The organism is Mycobacterium sp. NPDC050441 (genome assembly GCF_040655355.1).
Taxonomy (GTDB): Bacteria; Actinomycetota; Actinomycetes; order Mycobacteriales; family Mycobacteriaceae; genus Mycobacterium.
Genome location: NZ_JBFAJS010000005.1, coordinates 148,551 through 163,833 on the forward strand (window position 1 = coordinate 148,551; position 15,283 = coordinate 163,833).

A 15,283-nucleotide genomic window follows, 5' to 3' on the forward strand; every position below is an offset into this window, starting at 1 on the left:
TAGCGTCCGCGAGCATGTCCTCGACCCGGCTGCAGTCTCTGGACGTCCTGCGCGGCATCGCGATCCTCGGCACGCTGGGCACCAACATCTGGATCTTCACCAATCCCGAGGGGCTGATCGGCTACCTCAACGGCCCGCCGGACTCACCGTGGCGGCCCGTCGAGATCGCGCTCCAGGTAGTCGCCCAGGGCAAGTTCCTCGGCCTGCTCACCGTGATGTTCGGCATCGGCCTTGCCCTGCAACAACGTTCGGCGCTGCGCGCCGGTCTGCGGTGGCCCGGCAGTTACCCGTGGCGGGCGCTGTTGCTACTCGTCGACGGCATCGCGCATTTCGTGCTGTTCACCGAGTTCGACGTTCTGACGGGCTATGCCATCACCGGCTGGATCGTGTCCTACCTGCTGGTGACCAGCCCGCGCGCGCAGCGCCGGATCATCGCGTGCGCCGCGGTCGTGCACATTGCGATGCTGACCGCCATCACCGTCGCCCTGCTCAGCGCGGCCGGTGACACCGGTTCGTCGCGGCCGCTCGACCCCAATCCCTATGCGGACGGCTCGTTCTGGGACCTGGTGGCATTCCGGCTCGACCATGTCCTACTGTTCCGGCTGGAGACACTGCTGATCTTCCCGATGTCGATCGCCTTGTTCCTGCTGGGAGCCAGACTGTTTCACGCCGGCGTATTGGAAGCGCGTGGCGCCGTGCTGCGGCAACGGCTGATCTGGCTGGGGTTTGCGGTGGCCGCACCCCTCGACATCGCGCTGGAGGTCGCCGGTGGCGGCCCGGGATTGATCCTGGCCCGCTACGGCGTCGCGCCGTTCGTCTCGATGGGCATCTTGGCGGTGGTCGCCGAGTTCTATACCCGGCGCCCCACACCCGGATGGACCGGACGCCGGCTGGCCGAGGTCGGCCGGATGGCGTTGTCCAGCTACGTGTTACAGAACGTGCTGGCGTCGGCGATCTGCTACGGCTGGGGTTTCGGGCTGGCGGCCCACACGCCGACGGCAGAACGGGTACCGGCCACCGTGGCGGTCTACCTGGTCGTGGTCGCGGTCGTGATGTGCTTCGCACACCTGTGGTTGCGCCGGTTCCGCCGGGGCCCGGTTGAGTGGCTGTGGAACACCAGCTACCGGGCGTTGGCCGACCGCACCCGTGGCCCGCAACCTGTATCGCACCCGCGTGACGGAAACCTGAGCGCTCAGAGCTTGTAGCCGATCGCGCGCAACAGATCCCGCCGGGCCGCGATGTCATCATCGGATTCGACGCCCAGCGGAGACTGTCCGTCGATCACGCCCGCGATGCCGCGGCCCAGTGGAGTGACGACGACCAGTACGTCGACCGGATTGGCCGTGGCGCAGAAGATCGAGCAGACCTCGGGGACCCCTTTGATCGGGTTGAGGACGTTCACCGGGAATCCTTCGCGCAGGAAGATCACGAACGTGTGCCCAGCGGCGATCGCCAGCGCATTGCGTACCGCCAACTCGACCAGGTCGGGATCGTTGCCGCTGCGGCGCACCAATCGTGGACCGGACGCCTCGCAGAAGGCCAGCCCGAAACGCAATGTCGGGCTGACCCCCACCAGGGCCTCGTGCAGGTCCTCCACCGTTTTGATGAAGTGCGCCTGCCCGATGACGACGTTGAGGTCGTCGGGCTTGTCGACGGACACCACGTCCCAGGACAGCGACGGTGTGGTCACATCTTCATGCTGCCACCGTCACCGCCCGGCCGGGGCCGATTCGCCTGCAGGTACTGGCTTACAGGTACTGGCCCAGGTTCGACTCGGTATCAATAGCGCGGCTCGCACTCGAGCTCTTGCCGGTGACGAGCGTGCGGATGTAGACGATCCGCTCGCCCTTCTTGCCCGAGATGCGGGCCCAGTCATCGGGATTGGTGGTGTTCGGCAGGTCCTCGTTCTCGGCGAACTCGTCGACGATCGAATCCAGCAGGTGCTGGATGCGCAGGCCGGGCTGACCGGTCTCCAGCACGGCCTTGATCGCGTTCTTCTTCGCCCGGTCGACGACATTCTGGATCATGGCGCCGGAGTTGAAGTCCTTGAAGTACATGACTTCCTTGTCACCGTTGGCGTAGGTGACCTCCAGGAACCGGTTGTCGTCGATCTCGGCATACATCCGGTCCACGACCTTCTCGATCATCGTCTTGATCGTCAGCGTCCGGTCACCGCCGAATTCGGAAAGATCGTCGGCGTGCACCGGCAGGGCCTCGGTCAGATACTTCGAGAAGATGTCCTGCGCCGACTCGGCGTCGGGCCGCTCGATCTTGATCTTGACGTCCAGGCGGCCGGGCCGCAGGATCGCCGGGTCGATCATGTCCTCGCGGTTGGAGGCGCCGATGACGATGACGTTCTCCAGCCCCTCCACGCCGTCGATCTCCGAGAGTAGCTGCGGCACAACGGTTGTCTCGACATCGGAGCTCACACCGGTACCGCGGGTGCGGAAGATCGAGTCCATCTCGTCGAAGAACACGATCACCGGGGTGCCCTCGGAAGCCTTCTCACGGGCACGCTGGAAGATCAGCCGGATGTGACGTTCCGTCTCACCGACGAACTTGTTCAGCAGCTCGGGGCCCTTGATGTTGAGGAAGTAGCTCTTCGCCTCGCGCGCGTCGTCGCCACGAACCTCTGCCATCTTCTTGGCCAGCGAGTTCGCCACGGCCTTGGCGATCAGCGTCTTACCGCACCCGGGCGGACCATAGAGGAGCACACCCTTGGGCGGACGCAGCGAGTACTCGCGGTAGAGCTCCTTGTGCAGGAACGGCAGCTCCACGGCGTCGCGGATCTGCTCGATCTGCCGGCCCAGGCCGCCGATGTCGTTGTAGCTGACGTCGGGCACCTCTTCGAGCACCAGGTCCTCGACCTCGGCCTTCGGAATGCGCTCGAAGGCGTATCCGGCCTTGGTGTCCACCAGCAGGGAATCGCCGGGACGCAGTTTGCGGGGCCGGTCATCGTCTTGCCTGGCGTCAGGAAGGTCGGGCAGGTCCTCGGCAGCGACCAGGGGCTCGGCCAGCCACACTATGCGCTCCTCGTCGGCGTGTCCGACCACCAGTGCCCGGTGGCCGTCGGCCAGGATTTCGCGCAACGTGCTGATCTCGCCGACGGCCTCGAAGTTGCCGGCCTCGACCACGGTGAGCGCCTCGTTGAGCCGGACCGTCTGGCCCTGCTTGAGCGAGGCGGTCTCGATGTTCGGCGAGCAGGTGAGTCGCATCTTGCGCCCGGACGTGAACACGTCGACGGTGTCGTCCTCATGGGTGCCCAGCAGCACGCCGTAGCCGCTGGGCGGCTGGCCAAGCCGGTCCACCTCCTCGCGCAGGGCGAGCAGTTGCTGGCGGGCTTCTTTGAGGGTGTCCATGAGCTTGGCGTTGCGCGACGCGAGCGAGTCGATCCGCGCCTCAAGCTGGTGCACGTCACGGGCACTGCGCAGGCCGCTCTGGGGCCCTACCGCATTCTCCAGCTGCTCACGCAGAACCGCAGCCTCACGACGCAGCGATTCCAGCTCGGCGGCCTCATCGCTGGACATGGGTTGCGAGTGGCCGGCCGAGAAACTCTCGGCATGGCCGTCCGAACGCTCTGACTCACTCATATTGCGCTCCCTCCCGCACCGTAAGTTGGTGCAGTAACAACTTCAACGCTACCGGCGATTCAGCCATTGTGTGCGCTCTAGGAACGAGACACACCAGCACCACTGTTAGCCTCTTAATTCAGTTGGTCCGATCGAAAGGACAATCGTGGCCTTGAAAACCCTCGTTACCGGCTTTATCACCGCAGCTGCTGCCGCCGCCGTGGTGGGCGGAGCTGCGGCGGGTGTGACTTCTATTGCATCCAGCGGCATGTCGGCCGCCCCGGCGATCCAGCCGGTCGTGTTCGACGCGCCCCTGCCGGCCACCCCGGCACCGGACCTGGCATCGCCACTGGTGCAGACCTTGCAGGCGCTCTCCAGTGGCGGCTCGTTCAGCGGCAAGGCCCCCTACATCCAGGGTGGCATCGGTCGTATCGAGAGCATCGCCGCAGACCGCGCGTACAGCAAGGCCGCTGCCGAAGGAAAGTTCCCGCTCACCTTCAACATCGCCAACATCGATGACCAGGGTGGCGTGGCGTACGCCGACGTGACCGCCACCTCGGCCACCGGCGGCACTGCCACCCAGAACATCCAGTTCGTGGCGGGCCCGAGCCCCACCGGCTGGCAGATCTCCAAGGGATCGGCCTTGAACCTGCTGTCCTCTGTCGGCTGAGTGGGTAATTGAACCGCAGCCGTATCGCAGTCCTGAGTGCCGCCACGATCGTGGCGGCACTTGGGCTCTGTGGGTGCAGTAGTGGCAACCACCCGGCCAAGACTTCGCACCCGACGACCAGCGTGCAATCCGCGACCGTGCCGGAGGCACCGCCCGCCGCACCGCTGCCTGCCCCCGAAGCGCTGACCGGCGTGCTGGACCGGCTGGCCGACATCAACGTCCCCGGCGCCGACAAGGTCGTCCTGGTAGAACAGGGCACTGCCGATGACGCCGCGGCGCTGGACAAGTTCGGCCGCGCACTGGCCGACAACGGCTTCACCCCGCTGACCTTCGAGGCCACCGATCTGGCCTGGTCGCAAACCGAGCCGAAGAACGTGGTGGCAACCGTCAAGGTCACCGCAGGCGGTGATGATTCGGCGCGCGATTTCAGTTTCCCGATGGAGTTCACCCCGCACGGCGACGGCTGGCAGCTGACCCGGCACACCGCTGACCTGTTGCTGGTGATGGGCGCCGGTGCCGAAGCGTCGACGCCGCCCGCCCCGACACCGCCCCGCTGAGCCGTCATGTGGATCGGCTGGCTGGAGTTCGACCTATTGCTCGGTGACGTGCACTCGCTCAAACAGAAACGTTCGGTCATCCGGCCGGTGATCACCGAGCTGCACCGCAAGCTCGCGGTGTCGGCGGCCGAAACCGGTACCCAGGATCTGCATCGCCGCGCCGGCATCGGAGTCGCCTTGGTCGCCGCCGACCGTGCCCACGTGGTCGACGTGCTCGACGCCGCCGAACGGATGGTCGCGGGCCGCCCCGAACTCGAACTGCTCGCCACCCGGCGGGGCTTGCACCACAGCGACGATTGAGTCAGGCGCCCGACTCAGACTCGAGCGCGGCGTCGACAGCGGCCTGGACAGCGAGCTGACGCTTCTTGCGCAGCGGCACCGGCGCCACCGCACCCGGCGCCAGTTTGCGCGCACTGACCAGAAAGGCAGTGTGGCCGCGCATGTTGTGTTCCGGGCGTACCGCCAGACCCACCACATGCCAGCCGCGCTGCATGCTTTCCCAGGACCGCGGCTCGGTCCAGCACTGCTGCTCGCGAAGCGCCTCCACGACCCGCGACAGCTGGGTGACGGTGGCGACATAGACCACCAGTACCCCACCGGCGACCAGAGCCTTGGACACCGCAGGCAGCACCTCCCAGGGCGCCAGCATGTCCAGTACCACGCGGTCCATCTCCGGACCGTCGTAGTCGGCGAGGTCGGCCACCACTAGGTCCCAATTCTCCGGGCGCTCACCGAAGAACGTGATGACGTTCTTCTCGGCGGTCGGGGCGTGATCGTCACGGATCTCGTACGACGTCACCCGGCCCTCGGGGCCGACCGCCCGCAGCAGCGAGCAGGTCAGTGCGCCGGATCCGGCACCTGCCTCCAGCACCCGGGCACCCGGGAAGATGTCGCCCTCGTGGACGATCTGCGCGGCGTCTTTGGGATAGATCACCTGCGCACCGCGCGGCATCGACATCACGTAGTCGACGAGGAGCGGCCGCAACACCAGGAACTGGTCGCCGTTGGTGGATTTGACCACGCTGCCTTCCGGCAGCCCGATCACGTTGTCGAAGGCGATGATGCCGCGATGGGTGTGGAACTCGCCGCCGGGGTTGAGCACCATCGTGTAGCGCCGGCCCTTGGCGTCGGTGAGTTGCACCCGGTCGCCAACGGCGAACGGTCCGGTCGGTCTCTTCGCTGCCACGGACGTCCAGCCTGCCAGTACACCCACCGAGCCAGGTGCCCGGGGTTGCGCAACTTTGTCGGAGCACCGTCCTAGGCTTACGGACATGAGTGAAGAACCGGCCCCGACGCCGCGCCGCCCGGCGCTGTCACCGTCGCGGGCCGGCGATTTCAAGCAGTGCCCGTTGCTGTACCGGTTCCGCGCCATCGATCGGCTTCCCGAGCCCCGGTCCACCGCGCAGCTGCGTGGATCGCTGGTGCACGCCGCGTTGGAGCAGCTCTACGGGCTGCCCGCAGCCGAACGGGTGCATGACACCGCGCTGACGCTGGTCGAGCCGGCGTGGGAGCAGGTCGTCGCGGCCGAGCCCGAGCTGGCGGACACCGAATACCCGGCCACATTGCTGGCCGAGGCCAGGGCGCTCCTGTCGGGGTACTACCGCCTGGAGGATCCGACCCGGTTCGATCCGCAGTCCTGCGAGCACCGCCTCGAGGTCGAGCTGGCCGACGGCACGCTGCTACGCGGATTCGTCGACCGGATCGATGTCGCCCCCACCGGCGAGATGCGCGTCGTCGATTACAAGACCGGCAAGGCCCCGCCCGAGGCGCGGGCACAGGCCGAGTTCAAGGCGATGTTCCAGATGAAGTTCTATGCCGTGGCGCTGCTGCGTTCACGTGGGGTGATGCCGTCGCGGCTGCGGCTTCTGTATCTGGCCGACGGCCAGGTGCTCGACTACTCCCCCGCACACGACGAGCTGCTGCGGTTCGAGCGCACGCTGATGGCGATCTGGAAGGCCATCCAGGTGGCCGGCGCCACCGGCGACTTCCGGCCCAACCCCTCGCGGTTGTGCTCGTGGTGCGCACATCAGAGTTTGTGTCCGGCGTTCGGCGGCACCCCGCCGCCGTATCCCGGGTGGCCAGAATCAGGAGCTGCATGATCGGGTGTCACTACCATCGGCTCGGTACCGATGGTGAGTACCAGCTGTTCGAATCCACCGCCGACACCCGCAGTAACTGGGATCCGGCCATTCAGCACGGCTCTCCGCCTCTCGCGCTGTTGACCAAGGCCATCGAGGAGTTGACTGCGGACTCCGGTCTGCGGGTCGGACGGTTGACCCTCGACATCCTCGGCGCCATTCCCGTTGCGCCGGTGCGGGTTCGGGCCTGGGTGGACCGTCCCGGGTCTCGCATCTCAATGGTCGTCTCCGAGATGGAGGCGCAACGGCCCGACGGCGCCTGGCGTGCGGTGGCCCGGGTGACGGCCTGGCTATTGGCACCCAGTGACACGGCCGATGTGGTCACCGACCGCTTCGCGCCGCTGGTGGAGGGCGAGGCCGCCGGTGTGGCGCACGACTGGGAGGGTGCACCGGGCTACCTGGAGAGTGTGTCCTGGCGCCGGCAACGTACCGCCGACGGTGAGGCCGCGGTGGCCTGGATGAGCCCGTTGACGCCGGTGGTCGACGACGAGGAGACGACGGCCGTGCAGCGCCTGGCACTCGTGGTGGATTCGGCGAATGGCATTGGCGCAGCGCTGGATCCGCAGAAGTTCATCTTCATGAACACCGACACCTCGGTCCATCTGCACCGGCTTCCAGAAGGCTCGGACTTCGCGGTGCGGGCCCGCGGCTCCATCGGGCCCGACGGTGTCGGTACGACGACCGCGGAAATCTTCGACCGTAACGGGTTTATCGGAACCTCGGCGCAGACACTGCTGGTGATGCGGGCACCGTGATCGCCGAGCTGCGCCGGCAGTTCGACCTGGCCTGGGCGCTCACCGACCTGCACCTGTCGGCGCTTTCCGACGAGGATCACCTGTGGGAACCGGGTCCGTTGGTGTGGACCGTGCACGAGGATCCGTCGGGCCGGTGGTGGCCGGATTGGACGGACACCGAGCCCGATCCGATTCCCGTTCCGACCATCGGCTGGCTGACCTGGCACATGATCTTCTGGTGGACGAGCGCGCTGGCGCACGTTGACGGCCGGCCGCCGCCACCGCGCTCCGAGATCGGCTGGCCCGGCCCGGCGGCCGCGGTGCAGCGGATCAGGGTGCTCAGCGCACGTTGGAGCGGCCTACTGGACTCGTTGACCGACACCGATCTCCTTGGCCCCGCGACGTTTCCGTGGGGCCCGGATTCCGGCCGGTCTCTGGCCGACATGGTGTTGTGGCTGAACGTCGAGCTGACGAAGAACGCCGCCGAGATCGGCCAACTGCGCCTGCTGCGCGCCGCCACCCGAACCAGCGACTAGTCGTCCTCGCCCCAGCCATCGCCGCCATGCCAGCCGCCGCGCCACCGCGGACCGTCGTACCAGCCGTTGTACCAGCCAGGGACGTTCACACAGGCCTGCGCGTAGCCATACGGACCGCTCACGCACCACCCCGGGTCGGCCGATGCCGACCCCGCCCCCGCAACCGAGGCACCGATCGGCACCGCCACCGCGCCGAGTGCGGCGGCAATAATTCCGAGATTCTTCAATCGGTTCACATCGCACCTCCGGCCATCGCCTCGAGAGAGCACCCCGACCACACCCACTGTAGTCCGGCCGGGCATGGCCGCAAGGCTCGCTCCGGGTCCGCCGCATGCTGCGTGTTCCGATTTCAGATGGCGATGCGCCAAAGAGCCGCTGGGCCTTGGTGAACCAGTATTCGTTGTAGCTGATGGCTGCCACTTGAGCCACAGGCTGACCATCGAGATTGAGATCTCTACAGCACAGGTCTTGGCGGATGGCACTTCAACCGAGATATATTCACTTGTGTCTATATAGACCTAGTGCAATACTAGAAACCATGGACGTGTTCGAGGCAATCGCCGAACCCAGCCGACGCGCATTGCTCGACGCCCTCGTCGAGGGTGAGCGCACCGCGGGTGAGCTGGTGGCCACCCTGCCCGAGCTGGCCCAGCCGACCGTGTCGCGGCATCTCCGGGTACTCCGGGAAGTCGGCCTGGTAGAGGTACGGCCCGACGCACAGCGCCGCATCTACGCGTTGCGCGCCGATGGCCTCGTGCAGATCGACGAGTGGATCGAACGGTACCGACGCTACTGGACCGATCACCTCGACGCCCTGGAACGTCATCTCAAAGCGACCCACAAGGAGACGAAATGACCAGCCGCGAAGGCAAACTCACGGTCGATGGCGACCAGGCCGCCCTGAACTTCGAGCGGCGGCTGCCCTATCCCGTCGACGCGGTATGGGCCGCCATCACCGATCCCGAACAACGCAATCAGTGGATGGGCGAAACGACCATCGACGCCCGTGAGGGCGGCGCGATCGAGATGATTCCGCATTCACCGCCGATTCCGCCGCAGCAGAAGAAGATGACCGGGCGGATCCGGGTGTGGGACCCGCCAAGGGTTTTCGAGCACGAATGGAGCCAGGCCGTCCTGTCCGCTCCCGAGCCCGGCGTCGTGCGCTACGAACTCACCCCGGACGGCGACGGGACCCTGCTGCGGTTCAGCCACCGCGGCCTGACGGCCTCCGACGGCCAGGGTTTCCATCCCGGCACCCATGCCTATCTGGACCGGCTCGAGGCGCATCTCGGCGGGCAGCCGCTGCCCGACTGGACCCAGCGTTACCAGGAAGTCGCCCAGATGCTCGGCACCCAGTGGACCCGATAGAAGGAAACAACCATGCCTCACAACGGAACTGACATTGCCGCACCCACCATCGCAGTGGTCTACCACTCCGGATTCGGCCACACTTCAACCCTGGCCGATGCCGTCGCGGCGGGCGCTCGTGACGGTGGCGCCGATGTCACGGTCATGCACGTCGAGACCATGACCGACGAGGACTGGGACGTCCTGGACAGCATCGACGCCATGATCTTCGGCAGCCCCACCTACATGGGCAACGTCTCGGCGGGTTTTCAGACGTTCGCCGAGAAGACCGGCAGGCGGTGCATAGAGGGCACCTGGCGCGACAAGATCGCAGCCGGATTCACCAACTCCGGAGGCAAGAGCGGCGACAAGCTCAACACGCTCAGTTCACTGGTGGTCTTCGCCGCCCAGCACCACATGCATTGGGTGAACCTGGGTTTGGGACCCGGCTGGACCACCTCGTTCAGTAGCGAGGACGATCTCAACCGGCTGGGCTTCTTCCTAGGTGCCGGCGCTCAGACCAACGTGGACGCCAACCCCGATCAGGTGCATCCCTCCGATGTGCAGACCTGCCGCCACCTCGGGCAGCGTGTCGCGCTGGTGACACGCCAGCTCAACATCGGCCGCACGTTCAGTCCAGCGGTTCCAGCTCCTGCAGCATCGTAGGCACCAGCTCGCTGACGGTGGGGTGGATGTGCATCGTGCGTGAAATCGCGGTGTAGGGCAGTTTCGCCGTCATGACGTCGAGGACGGAATGCACCACCTCGTCGCCGCCGACACCGAGGATCGCCACCCCCAGGATCTCCTCGGTCTCGGCATCCACCACCACCTTCATGAAGCCCTGGGTCTCGCCCTTCTCCACGGCACGACCGACCCTGGTCATCGGACGCTTACCCACCAACGCTTTTCGACCGGATCTGCGCACCTGATCGACGGTCAACCCGGCCCGCCCCAGCGGCGGATCGATGTAGAGCGCATAGGTGGTGATCCGGTCGCTCACGCGACGCGGATCATCGTCGAGCAGATTGGCAGCGACGATCTCGAAGTCGTTGTAGGACGTGTGGGTGAACGCGCCCTTACCGTTGCAGTCCCCCATCGCCCAGATGTGATCGGCCGTCGTGCGTAGCTGATCGTCGACCACGACATAGCCACGTCCGTCGAGGTCCACGCCGGCGTTCTCCAATCCGAGATCGTCGGTGTTCGGGACGCGTCCCACCGCGAGCAGCAGGTGCGTTCCCACGATCGGATCTGCGCCGTCGCGGGGCGTCACCTCGAAACCGCCGTCCCGCGTGGTGAACCGGATACCGGTCGCGTTCAGCACCACGTCGATCCCCTCGGCCCGAAGAATCTCGGCGATGGTGGCTGAGACGTCCTCGTCCTCACGCGAGGTCAGCCGCGGCCCCTTTTCGATGACCGTGACCCGGGCACCGAACCGGCGGTACATCTGCGCGAACTCCAACGCGATGTAACTGCCGCCCACGATCACCAGGTGCTCGGGTACCTGGTCCAGGTCCAGGATGCCGACATTGGTCAGGTAGTCGATACCGTCCAGACCGGGAAACTCCGGAACCACCGCGCGGCCACCGACATTGAGAAAGATCCGATCGGCCCGCAGTAATTCCCCGTCGACGTCGATGGTGTGCGGGTCGACGAATCGGGCATGGCCGCGGATCAGGGTCGCACCGTCCATCGCCTCAAGCCAGTCCTCGACCCCGTGGCGGTCCGACAGCATGATCGCATCCTTGCGGGCCTTGACCTTGCCCATGTCGACGCCGATTTCGCCTGTGCCAACACCGAAATCAGCGCCGCGGCGCGCGAGATGAGCAGCATGCGCACTGGCCACCAGGGTTTTGGTGGGGATGCAACCGTAGTTGACGCAGGTGCCGCCGACGAGCTTGCGTTCGATCACTGCGACGGTCTGCCCCGCCGCGGTCAACCGGCCCGCGAGCGGTGGCCCGGCCTGACCCGCGCCGATGACTATTGCGTCGAAACTGCGCGCAGGCGCCATGAGCTAGAGAATCGAGGTCAGGGCCGCGATCGCGAAACCGCCGAGCACGGCGACCGCGTCCTCGAACAACGCGACCGGCAGGTCATGGCCATCATTGCGGCCGACCAAGCGCTTTCGCGCCTCGTAACCGCCGAGAGTACCGATCACCGCACCGACGAGCGCCGCACCGAGCGCGGTGTACGTGTAGCCCCACGCGGTACCGATCACCGCACCGGCGAACGCGCCGGTGATGAGGCGGGCGACGAACTGCACCGGGGTCTTACGGCTTGGCGTGCGCGGCAGCTGATCGGTAACCAACTCCACCACAGCAAGAATGGTCAGCACCGTGACCGTGACCGGGTGCGCCAACCACTGGGCCCAGGTGCCGTCGAGGTTGATCCAATTCAATGCAGCGGCCCACGCCACCGCCGCCGGAGCGGTGAATGCCCGCAGGCCGGCCACCACGCCGATGAAAAGAGCCAACAACAGAACCAGAAAATGCGTCACGGCGACCTCCGAGGCCTGAAATTGTCCCCCGGACGCTAACACGCTCTACGGCGTGGCACCTGGTGATCAGAAACGGCAGAACCGAATATCTGACGCGAGTATCGCTTTGGCGCCGATCGCGGCGATCTCATCCATGATGGCGTTGACGTCGCGGCGAGGTACCAAAGCCCGTACAGCCACCCAGTCCGGATCCGCCAGCGGCGCGATGGTGGGTGACTCCAGCCCCGGCGTCACCGCGGTGGCCTGCTCCAAAACCGCACGCGGGCAGTCGTAATCCAGCATCAGGTACTGCTGACCGAACACCACGCCCTGCACGCGTGCCGTCAACTGGTCACGCGCAGTCGCGCTGCCATCGCCCTCGGCACCGTCACGTTCGATCAGTACGGCCTCCGACTCGCACAGCGGCGCACCGAATGCCACCAGATCGTGCAGTCCCAGGGTGCGACCCGAACCGACCACGTCGGCGATCACGTCGGCGACCCCGAGCTGAATCGAGATCTCCACGGCGCCGTCCAACCGGATGACCGAGGCCTCGATACCCTGCGCCGCAAGGTCCTTGCGAACCAGGTTGGGAAACGAGGTCGCGATCCGCTTGCCTGCCAGGTCCTGCGGGCTCCATTCCCGGCCGGCAGGCCCGGCGTAGCGGAAGGTGGAGTTGCCGAAGCCCAGCGCCAGGCGCTCACGCACCGGGGCGTCGGAGTCGGCGGCCAGGTCCCGTCCGGTGATACCCAGATCGAGCTGACCCGAACCCACGTAGATCGCGATGTCCTTGGGACGCAGAAAGAAGAACTCGACGTTGTTGACCGGGTCGACAACGGTCAAGTCCTTGGGGTCACGCCGGCGCCGGTATCCGGCCTCGGCGAGAATCTCGCCGGCCGCTTCGCTGAGGGAGCCCTTGTTGGGCACCGCGACGCGCAACATCTGATCGGCCACGGCTCACAACTTCCGGTAGATGTCGTCGAGGGTCAGGCCCCGGGAGATCATCAGCACCTGCGTCCAGTACAGCAACTGGCTGACTTCCTCGGCGAGCGACTCGTCGCTCTCGTGCTCGGCGGCCAGCCACACCTCGCCGGCTTCCTCCAGGATCTTCTTGCCGAGCCCATGGACGCCGGCGTCAAGGGCAGCGACCGTGCCGCTACCGGCGGGTCTGGTGCGCGCTTTGTCGCTGAGTTCGGCAAACAGGGCCTCGAAGGTCTTCACAGGCATGAATTGTTTCATGCTCGGAGGGGGTCCATTTGTGGGGTTCCATAGAAGGGTGAGCGAATCCGTCGGCGACCAGCTGTCGACTTACACTGCCCGGGTCACGGCGATCCTCGAGATCCTGGCCAAACACCTGCCGGTCGAGGGCCTGGTGCAGAACAACCGAGTCGCCAACCCCATCCTCCCCCTGGATTGCCTGTCGGCATCCTGGGGCGCCGACCTGGCCTCCCCCGCGACTCTCACGCTGTCGATCCATCCCGCACCGGATTTCGCCGCCGAGGTCGAGCAGCTGCGCTACGGCGCGGCCCCCGAGCAGGGGACCTACGAGGCACCCCGTGTCGAGCCCGACGAATTCGCCCTGGTGCAGGAGCACCTGTCCAGCGTCTGGGTCGTCGCCGGGCACTGCGAGGTCTATGCGGCCCACCGGGACTCCTCGCCCGAGAAGCTGATCGAGGCCGCAGTCGAGATCGCCCACACCATCGGTTGCGCGCCGTATGTCGACGACTACGAACCTCCGCCGTTGCCGCCGGGCTGGGACCCGCCGGCTTACCGCTAGGCGCTCAACGCGTTGGCGTGCATGTCCTCGAGGTTCTTGCCCTTGGTCTCCTCTACCCAGCGCCACACGAACAGGAACGACAGCACCGCGCAGATGGCATAGAAGCCGTAGGCCGCACCCAGGAAGTTGCGCAGTTCCGGGAACGACACGGTGATCAGCCAGTTCGCTGCCCACTGCCCGGCGGCGGCCAGGCCGAGGGCTGCCGCCCGGATGCGGTTGGGGAACATCTCACCGAGCAGCACCCACACCACCGGGCCCCAGGACATGCCGAAGGCCACCACGAACAGATTGGCCGCGACCAGTGCGATCGGCCCGGTGATCCCGCCGAGGAACGGTTGCTGTTCCATCAGACCCGTCGACTTGTTGAGCACCTCATGCGTCTGGGCTGTCCCGAAGAGGACGGCCATTGTGCCCAGTGTCACCGCCATCCCGACCGAGCCGATCAGCAGTAGCGGCTTGCGGCCGATCTTGTCGATCAACGCGATCGCGATCAGCGTGGTCACGATGTTGGTCACCGAGGTGATCACGGTGATGATGAACGACGAGGTCTCGTCGAATCCGACGGCCTGCCACAACACATTCGAGTAGTAGAAGATCACGTTGATGCCGACGAACTGCTGAAACACCGACAGGCCCAGGCCCACCCAGACAATGCCGTAGACACCACCGGTGGGTTTACGCAGATCGCGCCAGGCCGCCGGTTTCTCCTGCTGCAGCGTGTCCTGGATCCGGCCGAGGGTGATCTCCAGGTTCTTCTCCCCCAGCAGGCGCGACAGCACCTTGCGGGCCTCGGGAATCCGGTGTGTGGCAACCAGATACCGCGGCGATTCGGGAATCGTGAAGGTCAGCAGGCCGTACACGACGGCAGGAATCGTCATCAACAGGAACATCCACCGCCAAGCCTCCATGTTCAGCCACAGTTCCTGGGTGGCGTCCCCGGCGATATGGGCCAGCAGCGCGTCGATACTCAGGGCCAGGAAGATGCCCGAGACAATCGCCAGCTGCTGCAGAGATCCCAACCGGCCACGGATCCTCGGTGGCGACGTTTCGGCGATGTACGCCGGGGCGATCACCGAGGCGATCCCGACGCCGACACCGCCGACGATGCGGAACAACACCACCACCCACACACCGGGGGCCAGCCCGGTGCCGATTGCGCTGACGAAGAACAGCACCGCGGCGATCTTCATCACCGCGATCCGACCGATCCGGTCGGCTATCCGACCCGCCGTCAGCGCACCGACGGCCGCCCCGAGCAACGCCGAGGCGACCGCGAAACCCAGGAGCTTGTTGTCGATGACGAAGTGCTTCTGGATCGCGTCCACCGCACCGTTGATCACTGCGCTGTCGTAGCCGAACAACAACCCGCCCAAGGCTGCCACTCCCGCGATGCGCACGGCACTACGTCCGGAGGAGTAATAGTCGTCGTCGTGAACCGCAGGAGTGCCGTCACCTACCGGACCGTGTGACATACCGTGTCCC

20 protein-coding genes are annotated in these 15,283 nt (G+C 66.2%); 11 read left to right on the top strand and 9 right to left on the bottom strand.

The window, feature by feature from the left end; translation table 11 throughout:
- The first annotated feature begins 14 nt into the window (after window positions 1–14).
- The gene (locus tag AB0I14_RS16350; protein WP_358023223.1) at window positions 15–1,205 is read left to right on the top strand and encodes a DUF418 domain-containing protein; all 1,191 of its coding nucleotides are present in this window, start codon (window positions 15–17) and stop codon (window positions 1,203–1,205) included.
- Here the strand turns inward: AB0I14_RS16350 and AB0I14_RS16355 are convergent.
- Together AB0I14_RS16355 and arc are read right to left on the bottom strand one after the other, a co-directional pair.
- Window positions 1,193–1,690: an adenosine-specific kinase gene (locus AB0I14_RS16355; protein WP_358023226.1), complete on the bottom strand. Its 498-nt coding sequence runs from the start codon at window positions 1,688–1,690 to the stop codon at window positions 1,193–1,195. The genes AB0I14_RS16350 and AB0I14_RS16355 overlap by 13 nt on opposite strands.
- 58 nt (window positions 1,691–1,748) lie before the next feature.
- On the bottom strand, window positions 1,749–3,590 hold the full coding sequence (gene arc / locus AB0I14_RS16360) for a proteasome ATPase (protein WP_358023229.1): 1,842 nt from the start codon (window positions 3,588–3,590) through the stop codon (window positions 1,749–1,751).
- Window positions 3,591–3,735: 145 nt separating this feature from the next.
- On the opposite strand from arc, the gene AB0I14_RS16365 reads away from it, so the two are divergent.
- From AB0I14_RS16365 to AB0I14_RS16375, 3 genes are read left to right on the top strand one after another with little or no spacing between them, the layout of a single operon-like run.
- A complete protein-coding gene (locus AB0I14_RS16365) occupies window positions 3,736–4,239 on the top strand; it encodes a hypothetical protein (RefSeq protein ID WP_358023231.1) in 504 nt (167 codons plus the stop codon).
- Window positions 4,240–4,247: 8 nt separating this feature from the next.
- On the top strand, window positions 4,248–4,796 hold the full coding sequence (locus AB0I14_RS16370; protein ID WP_358023234.1) for a hypothetical protein: 549 nt from the start codon (window positions 4,248–4,250) through the stop codon (window positions 4,794–4,796).
- 6 nt (window positions 4,797–4,802) lie between these two features.
- A complete protein-coding gene (locus AB0I14_RS16375) occupies window positions 4,803–5,096 on the top strand; it encodes a DUF503 family protein (RefSeq protein ID WP_358023237.1) in 294 nt (97 codons plus the stop codon).
- 1 nt (window position 5,097) lies between these two features.
- Here the strand turns inward: AB0I14_RS16375 and AB0I14_RS16380 are convergent, their stop codons facing one another.
- Complete coding sequence (locus AB0I14_RS16380) at window positions 5,098–5,982, bottom strand: tRNA (adenine-N1)-methyltransferase (protein ID WP_358023241.1); 885 nt, start codon at window positions 5,980–5,982, stop codon at window positions 5,098–5,100.
- A gap of 85 nt (window positions 5,983–6,067) precedes the next feature.
- Here AB0I14_RS16380 and AB0I14_RS16385 point away from each other — a divergent pair, with 85 nt between their 5' ends.
- The 3 genes from AB0I14_RS16385 to AB0I14_RS16395 are packed head-to-tail and all read left to right on the top strand — an operon-like array spanning window position 6,068 to window position 8,204.
- Window positions 6,068–6,895, top strand: a complete 828-nt coding sequence (locus AB0I14_RS16385) for a RecB family exonuclease (RefSeq protein WP_358023244.1) — start codon at window positions 6,068–6,070, stop codon at window positions 6,893–6,895.
- Window positions 6,892–7,689, top strand: a complete 798-nt coding sequence (locus AB0I14_RS16390; RefSeq protein WP_358023247.1) for a thioesterase family protein — start codon at window positions 6,892–6,894, stop codon at window positions 7,687–7,689. Before AB0I14_RS16385 ends, AB0I14_RS16390 begins: the two co-directional genes overlap by 4 nt.
- Window positions 7,686–8,204, top strand: coding sequence for a DinB family protein (locus AB0I14_RS16395; protein ID WP_358023249.1), 519 nt, complete (start codon window positions 7,686–7,688; stop codon window positions 8,202–8,204). The genes AB0I14_RS16390 and AB0I14_RS16395 overlap by 4 nt, the downstream gene beginning before the upstream one ends.
- Here the strand turns inward: AB0I14_RS16395 and AB0I14_RS16400 are convergent.
- Window positions 8,201–8,440: a hypothetical protein gene (locus AB0I14_RS16400; protein WP_358023253.1), complete on the bottom strand. Its 240-nt coding sequence runs from the start codon at window positions 8,438–8,440 to the stop codon at window positions 8,201–8,203. The two genes, AB0I14_RS16395 and AB0I14_RS16400, sit on opposite strands and share 4 nt — an antisense overlap.
- 302 nt (window positions 8,441–8,742) lie before the next feature.
- Between AB0I14_RS16400 and AB0I14_RS16405 the strand changes: the two genes are divergently transcribed.
- From AB0I14_RS16405 to AB0I14_RS16415, 3 genes are read left to right on the top strand one after another with little or no spacing between them, the layout of a single operon-like run.
- Window positions 8,743–9,060, top strand: a complete 318-nt coding sequence (locus tag AB0I14_RS16405) for a metalloregulator ArsR/SmtB family transcription factor (RefSeq protein WP_358023255.1) — start codon at window positions 8,743–8,745, stop codon at window positions 9,058–9,060.
- Window positions 9,057–9,572 carry an SRPBCC family protein gene (locus AB0I14_RS16410; RefSeq protein WP_358023257.1) on the top strand — a complete coding sequence of 172 codons (516 nt, stop codon included), beginning with the start codon at window positions 9,057–9,059 and terminating at the stop codon, window positions 9,570–9,572. Before AB0I14_RS16405 ends, AB0I14_RS16410 begins: the two co-directional genes overlap by 4 nt.
- A 12-nt stretch (window positions 9,573–9,584) precedes the next feature.
- On the top strand, window positions 9,585–10,217 hold the full coding sequence (locus tag AB0I14_RS16415; RefSeq protein ID WP_358023260.1) for a flavodoxin family protein: 633 nt from the start codon (window positions 9,585–9,587) through the stop codon (window positions 10,215–10,217).
- Here the strand turns inward: AB0I14_RS16415 and AB0I14_RS16420 are convergent.
- The 4 genes from AB0I14_RS16420 to AB0I14_RS16435 all read right to left on the bottom strand — a co-directional run bounded on the left by AB0I14_RS16420 (window position 10,183) and on the right by AB0I14_RS16435 (window position 13,263).
- Complete coding sequence (locus AB0I14_RS16420; protein ID WP_358023263.1) at window positions 10,183–11,559, bottom strand: FAD-containing oxidoreductase; 1,377 nt, start codon at window positions 11,557–11,559, stop codon at window positions 10,183–10,185. The genes AB0I14_RS16415 and AB0I14_RS16420 overlap by 35 nt on opposite strands.
- Window positions 11,560–11,562: 3 nt before the next feature.
- Window positions 11,563–12,045, bottom strand: coding sequence for a DUF4126 family protein (locus AB0I14_RS16425; protein WP_358023266.1), 483 nt, complete (start codon window positions 12,043–12,045; stop codon window positions 11,563–11,565).
- 66 nt (window positions 12,046–12,111) lie between these two features.
- Complete coding sequence (gene hisG, locus AB0I14_RS16430) at window positions 12,112–12,966, bottom strand: ATP phosphoribosyltransferase (RefSeq protein WP_358024337.1); 855 nt, start codon at window positions 12,964–12,966, stop codon at window positions 12,112–12,114.
- 15 nt (window positions 12,967–12,981) lie between these two features.
- The gene (locus tag AB0I14_RS16435) at window positions 12,982–13,263 is read right to left on the bottom strand and encodes a phosphoribosyl-ATP diphosphatase (RefSeq protein WP_029108834.1); all 282 of its coding nucleotides are present in this window, start codon (window positions 13,261–13,263) and stop codon (window positions 12,982–12,984) included.
- 37 nt (window positions 13,264–13,300) lie between these two features.
- Here AB0I14_RS16435 and AB0I14_RS16440 point away from each other — a divergent pair, with 37 nt between their 5' ends.
- On the top strand, window positions 13,301–13,801 hold the full coding sequence (locus tag AB0I14_RS16440; protein ID WP_358023270.1) for a hypothetical protein: 501 nt from the start codon (window positions 13,301–13,303) through the stop codon (window positions 13,799–13,801).
- Here AB0I14_RS16440 and AB0I14_RS16445 read toward each other — a convergent pair.
- Window positions 13,798–15,273 carry a sugar porter family MFS transporter gene (locus AB0I14_RS16445; protein WP_358023273.1) on the bottom strand — a complete coding sequence of 492 codons (1,476 nt, stop codon included), beginning with the start codon at window positions 15,271–15,273 and terminating at the stop codon, window positions 13,798–13,800. The genes AB0I14_RS16440 and AB0I14_RS16445 overlap by 4 nt on opposite strands.
- Between the last annotated feature and the right edge of the window lie 10 nt (window positions 15,274–15,283).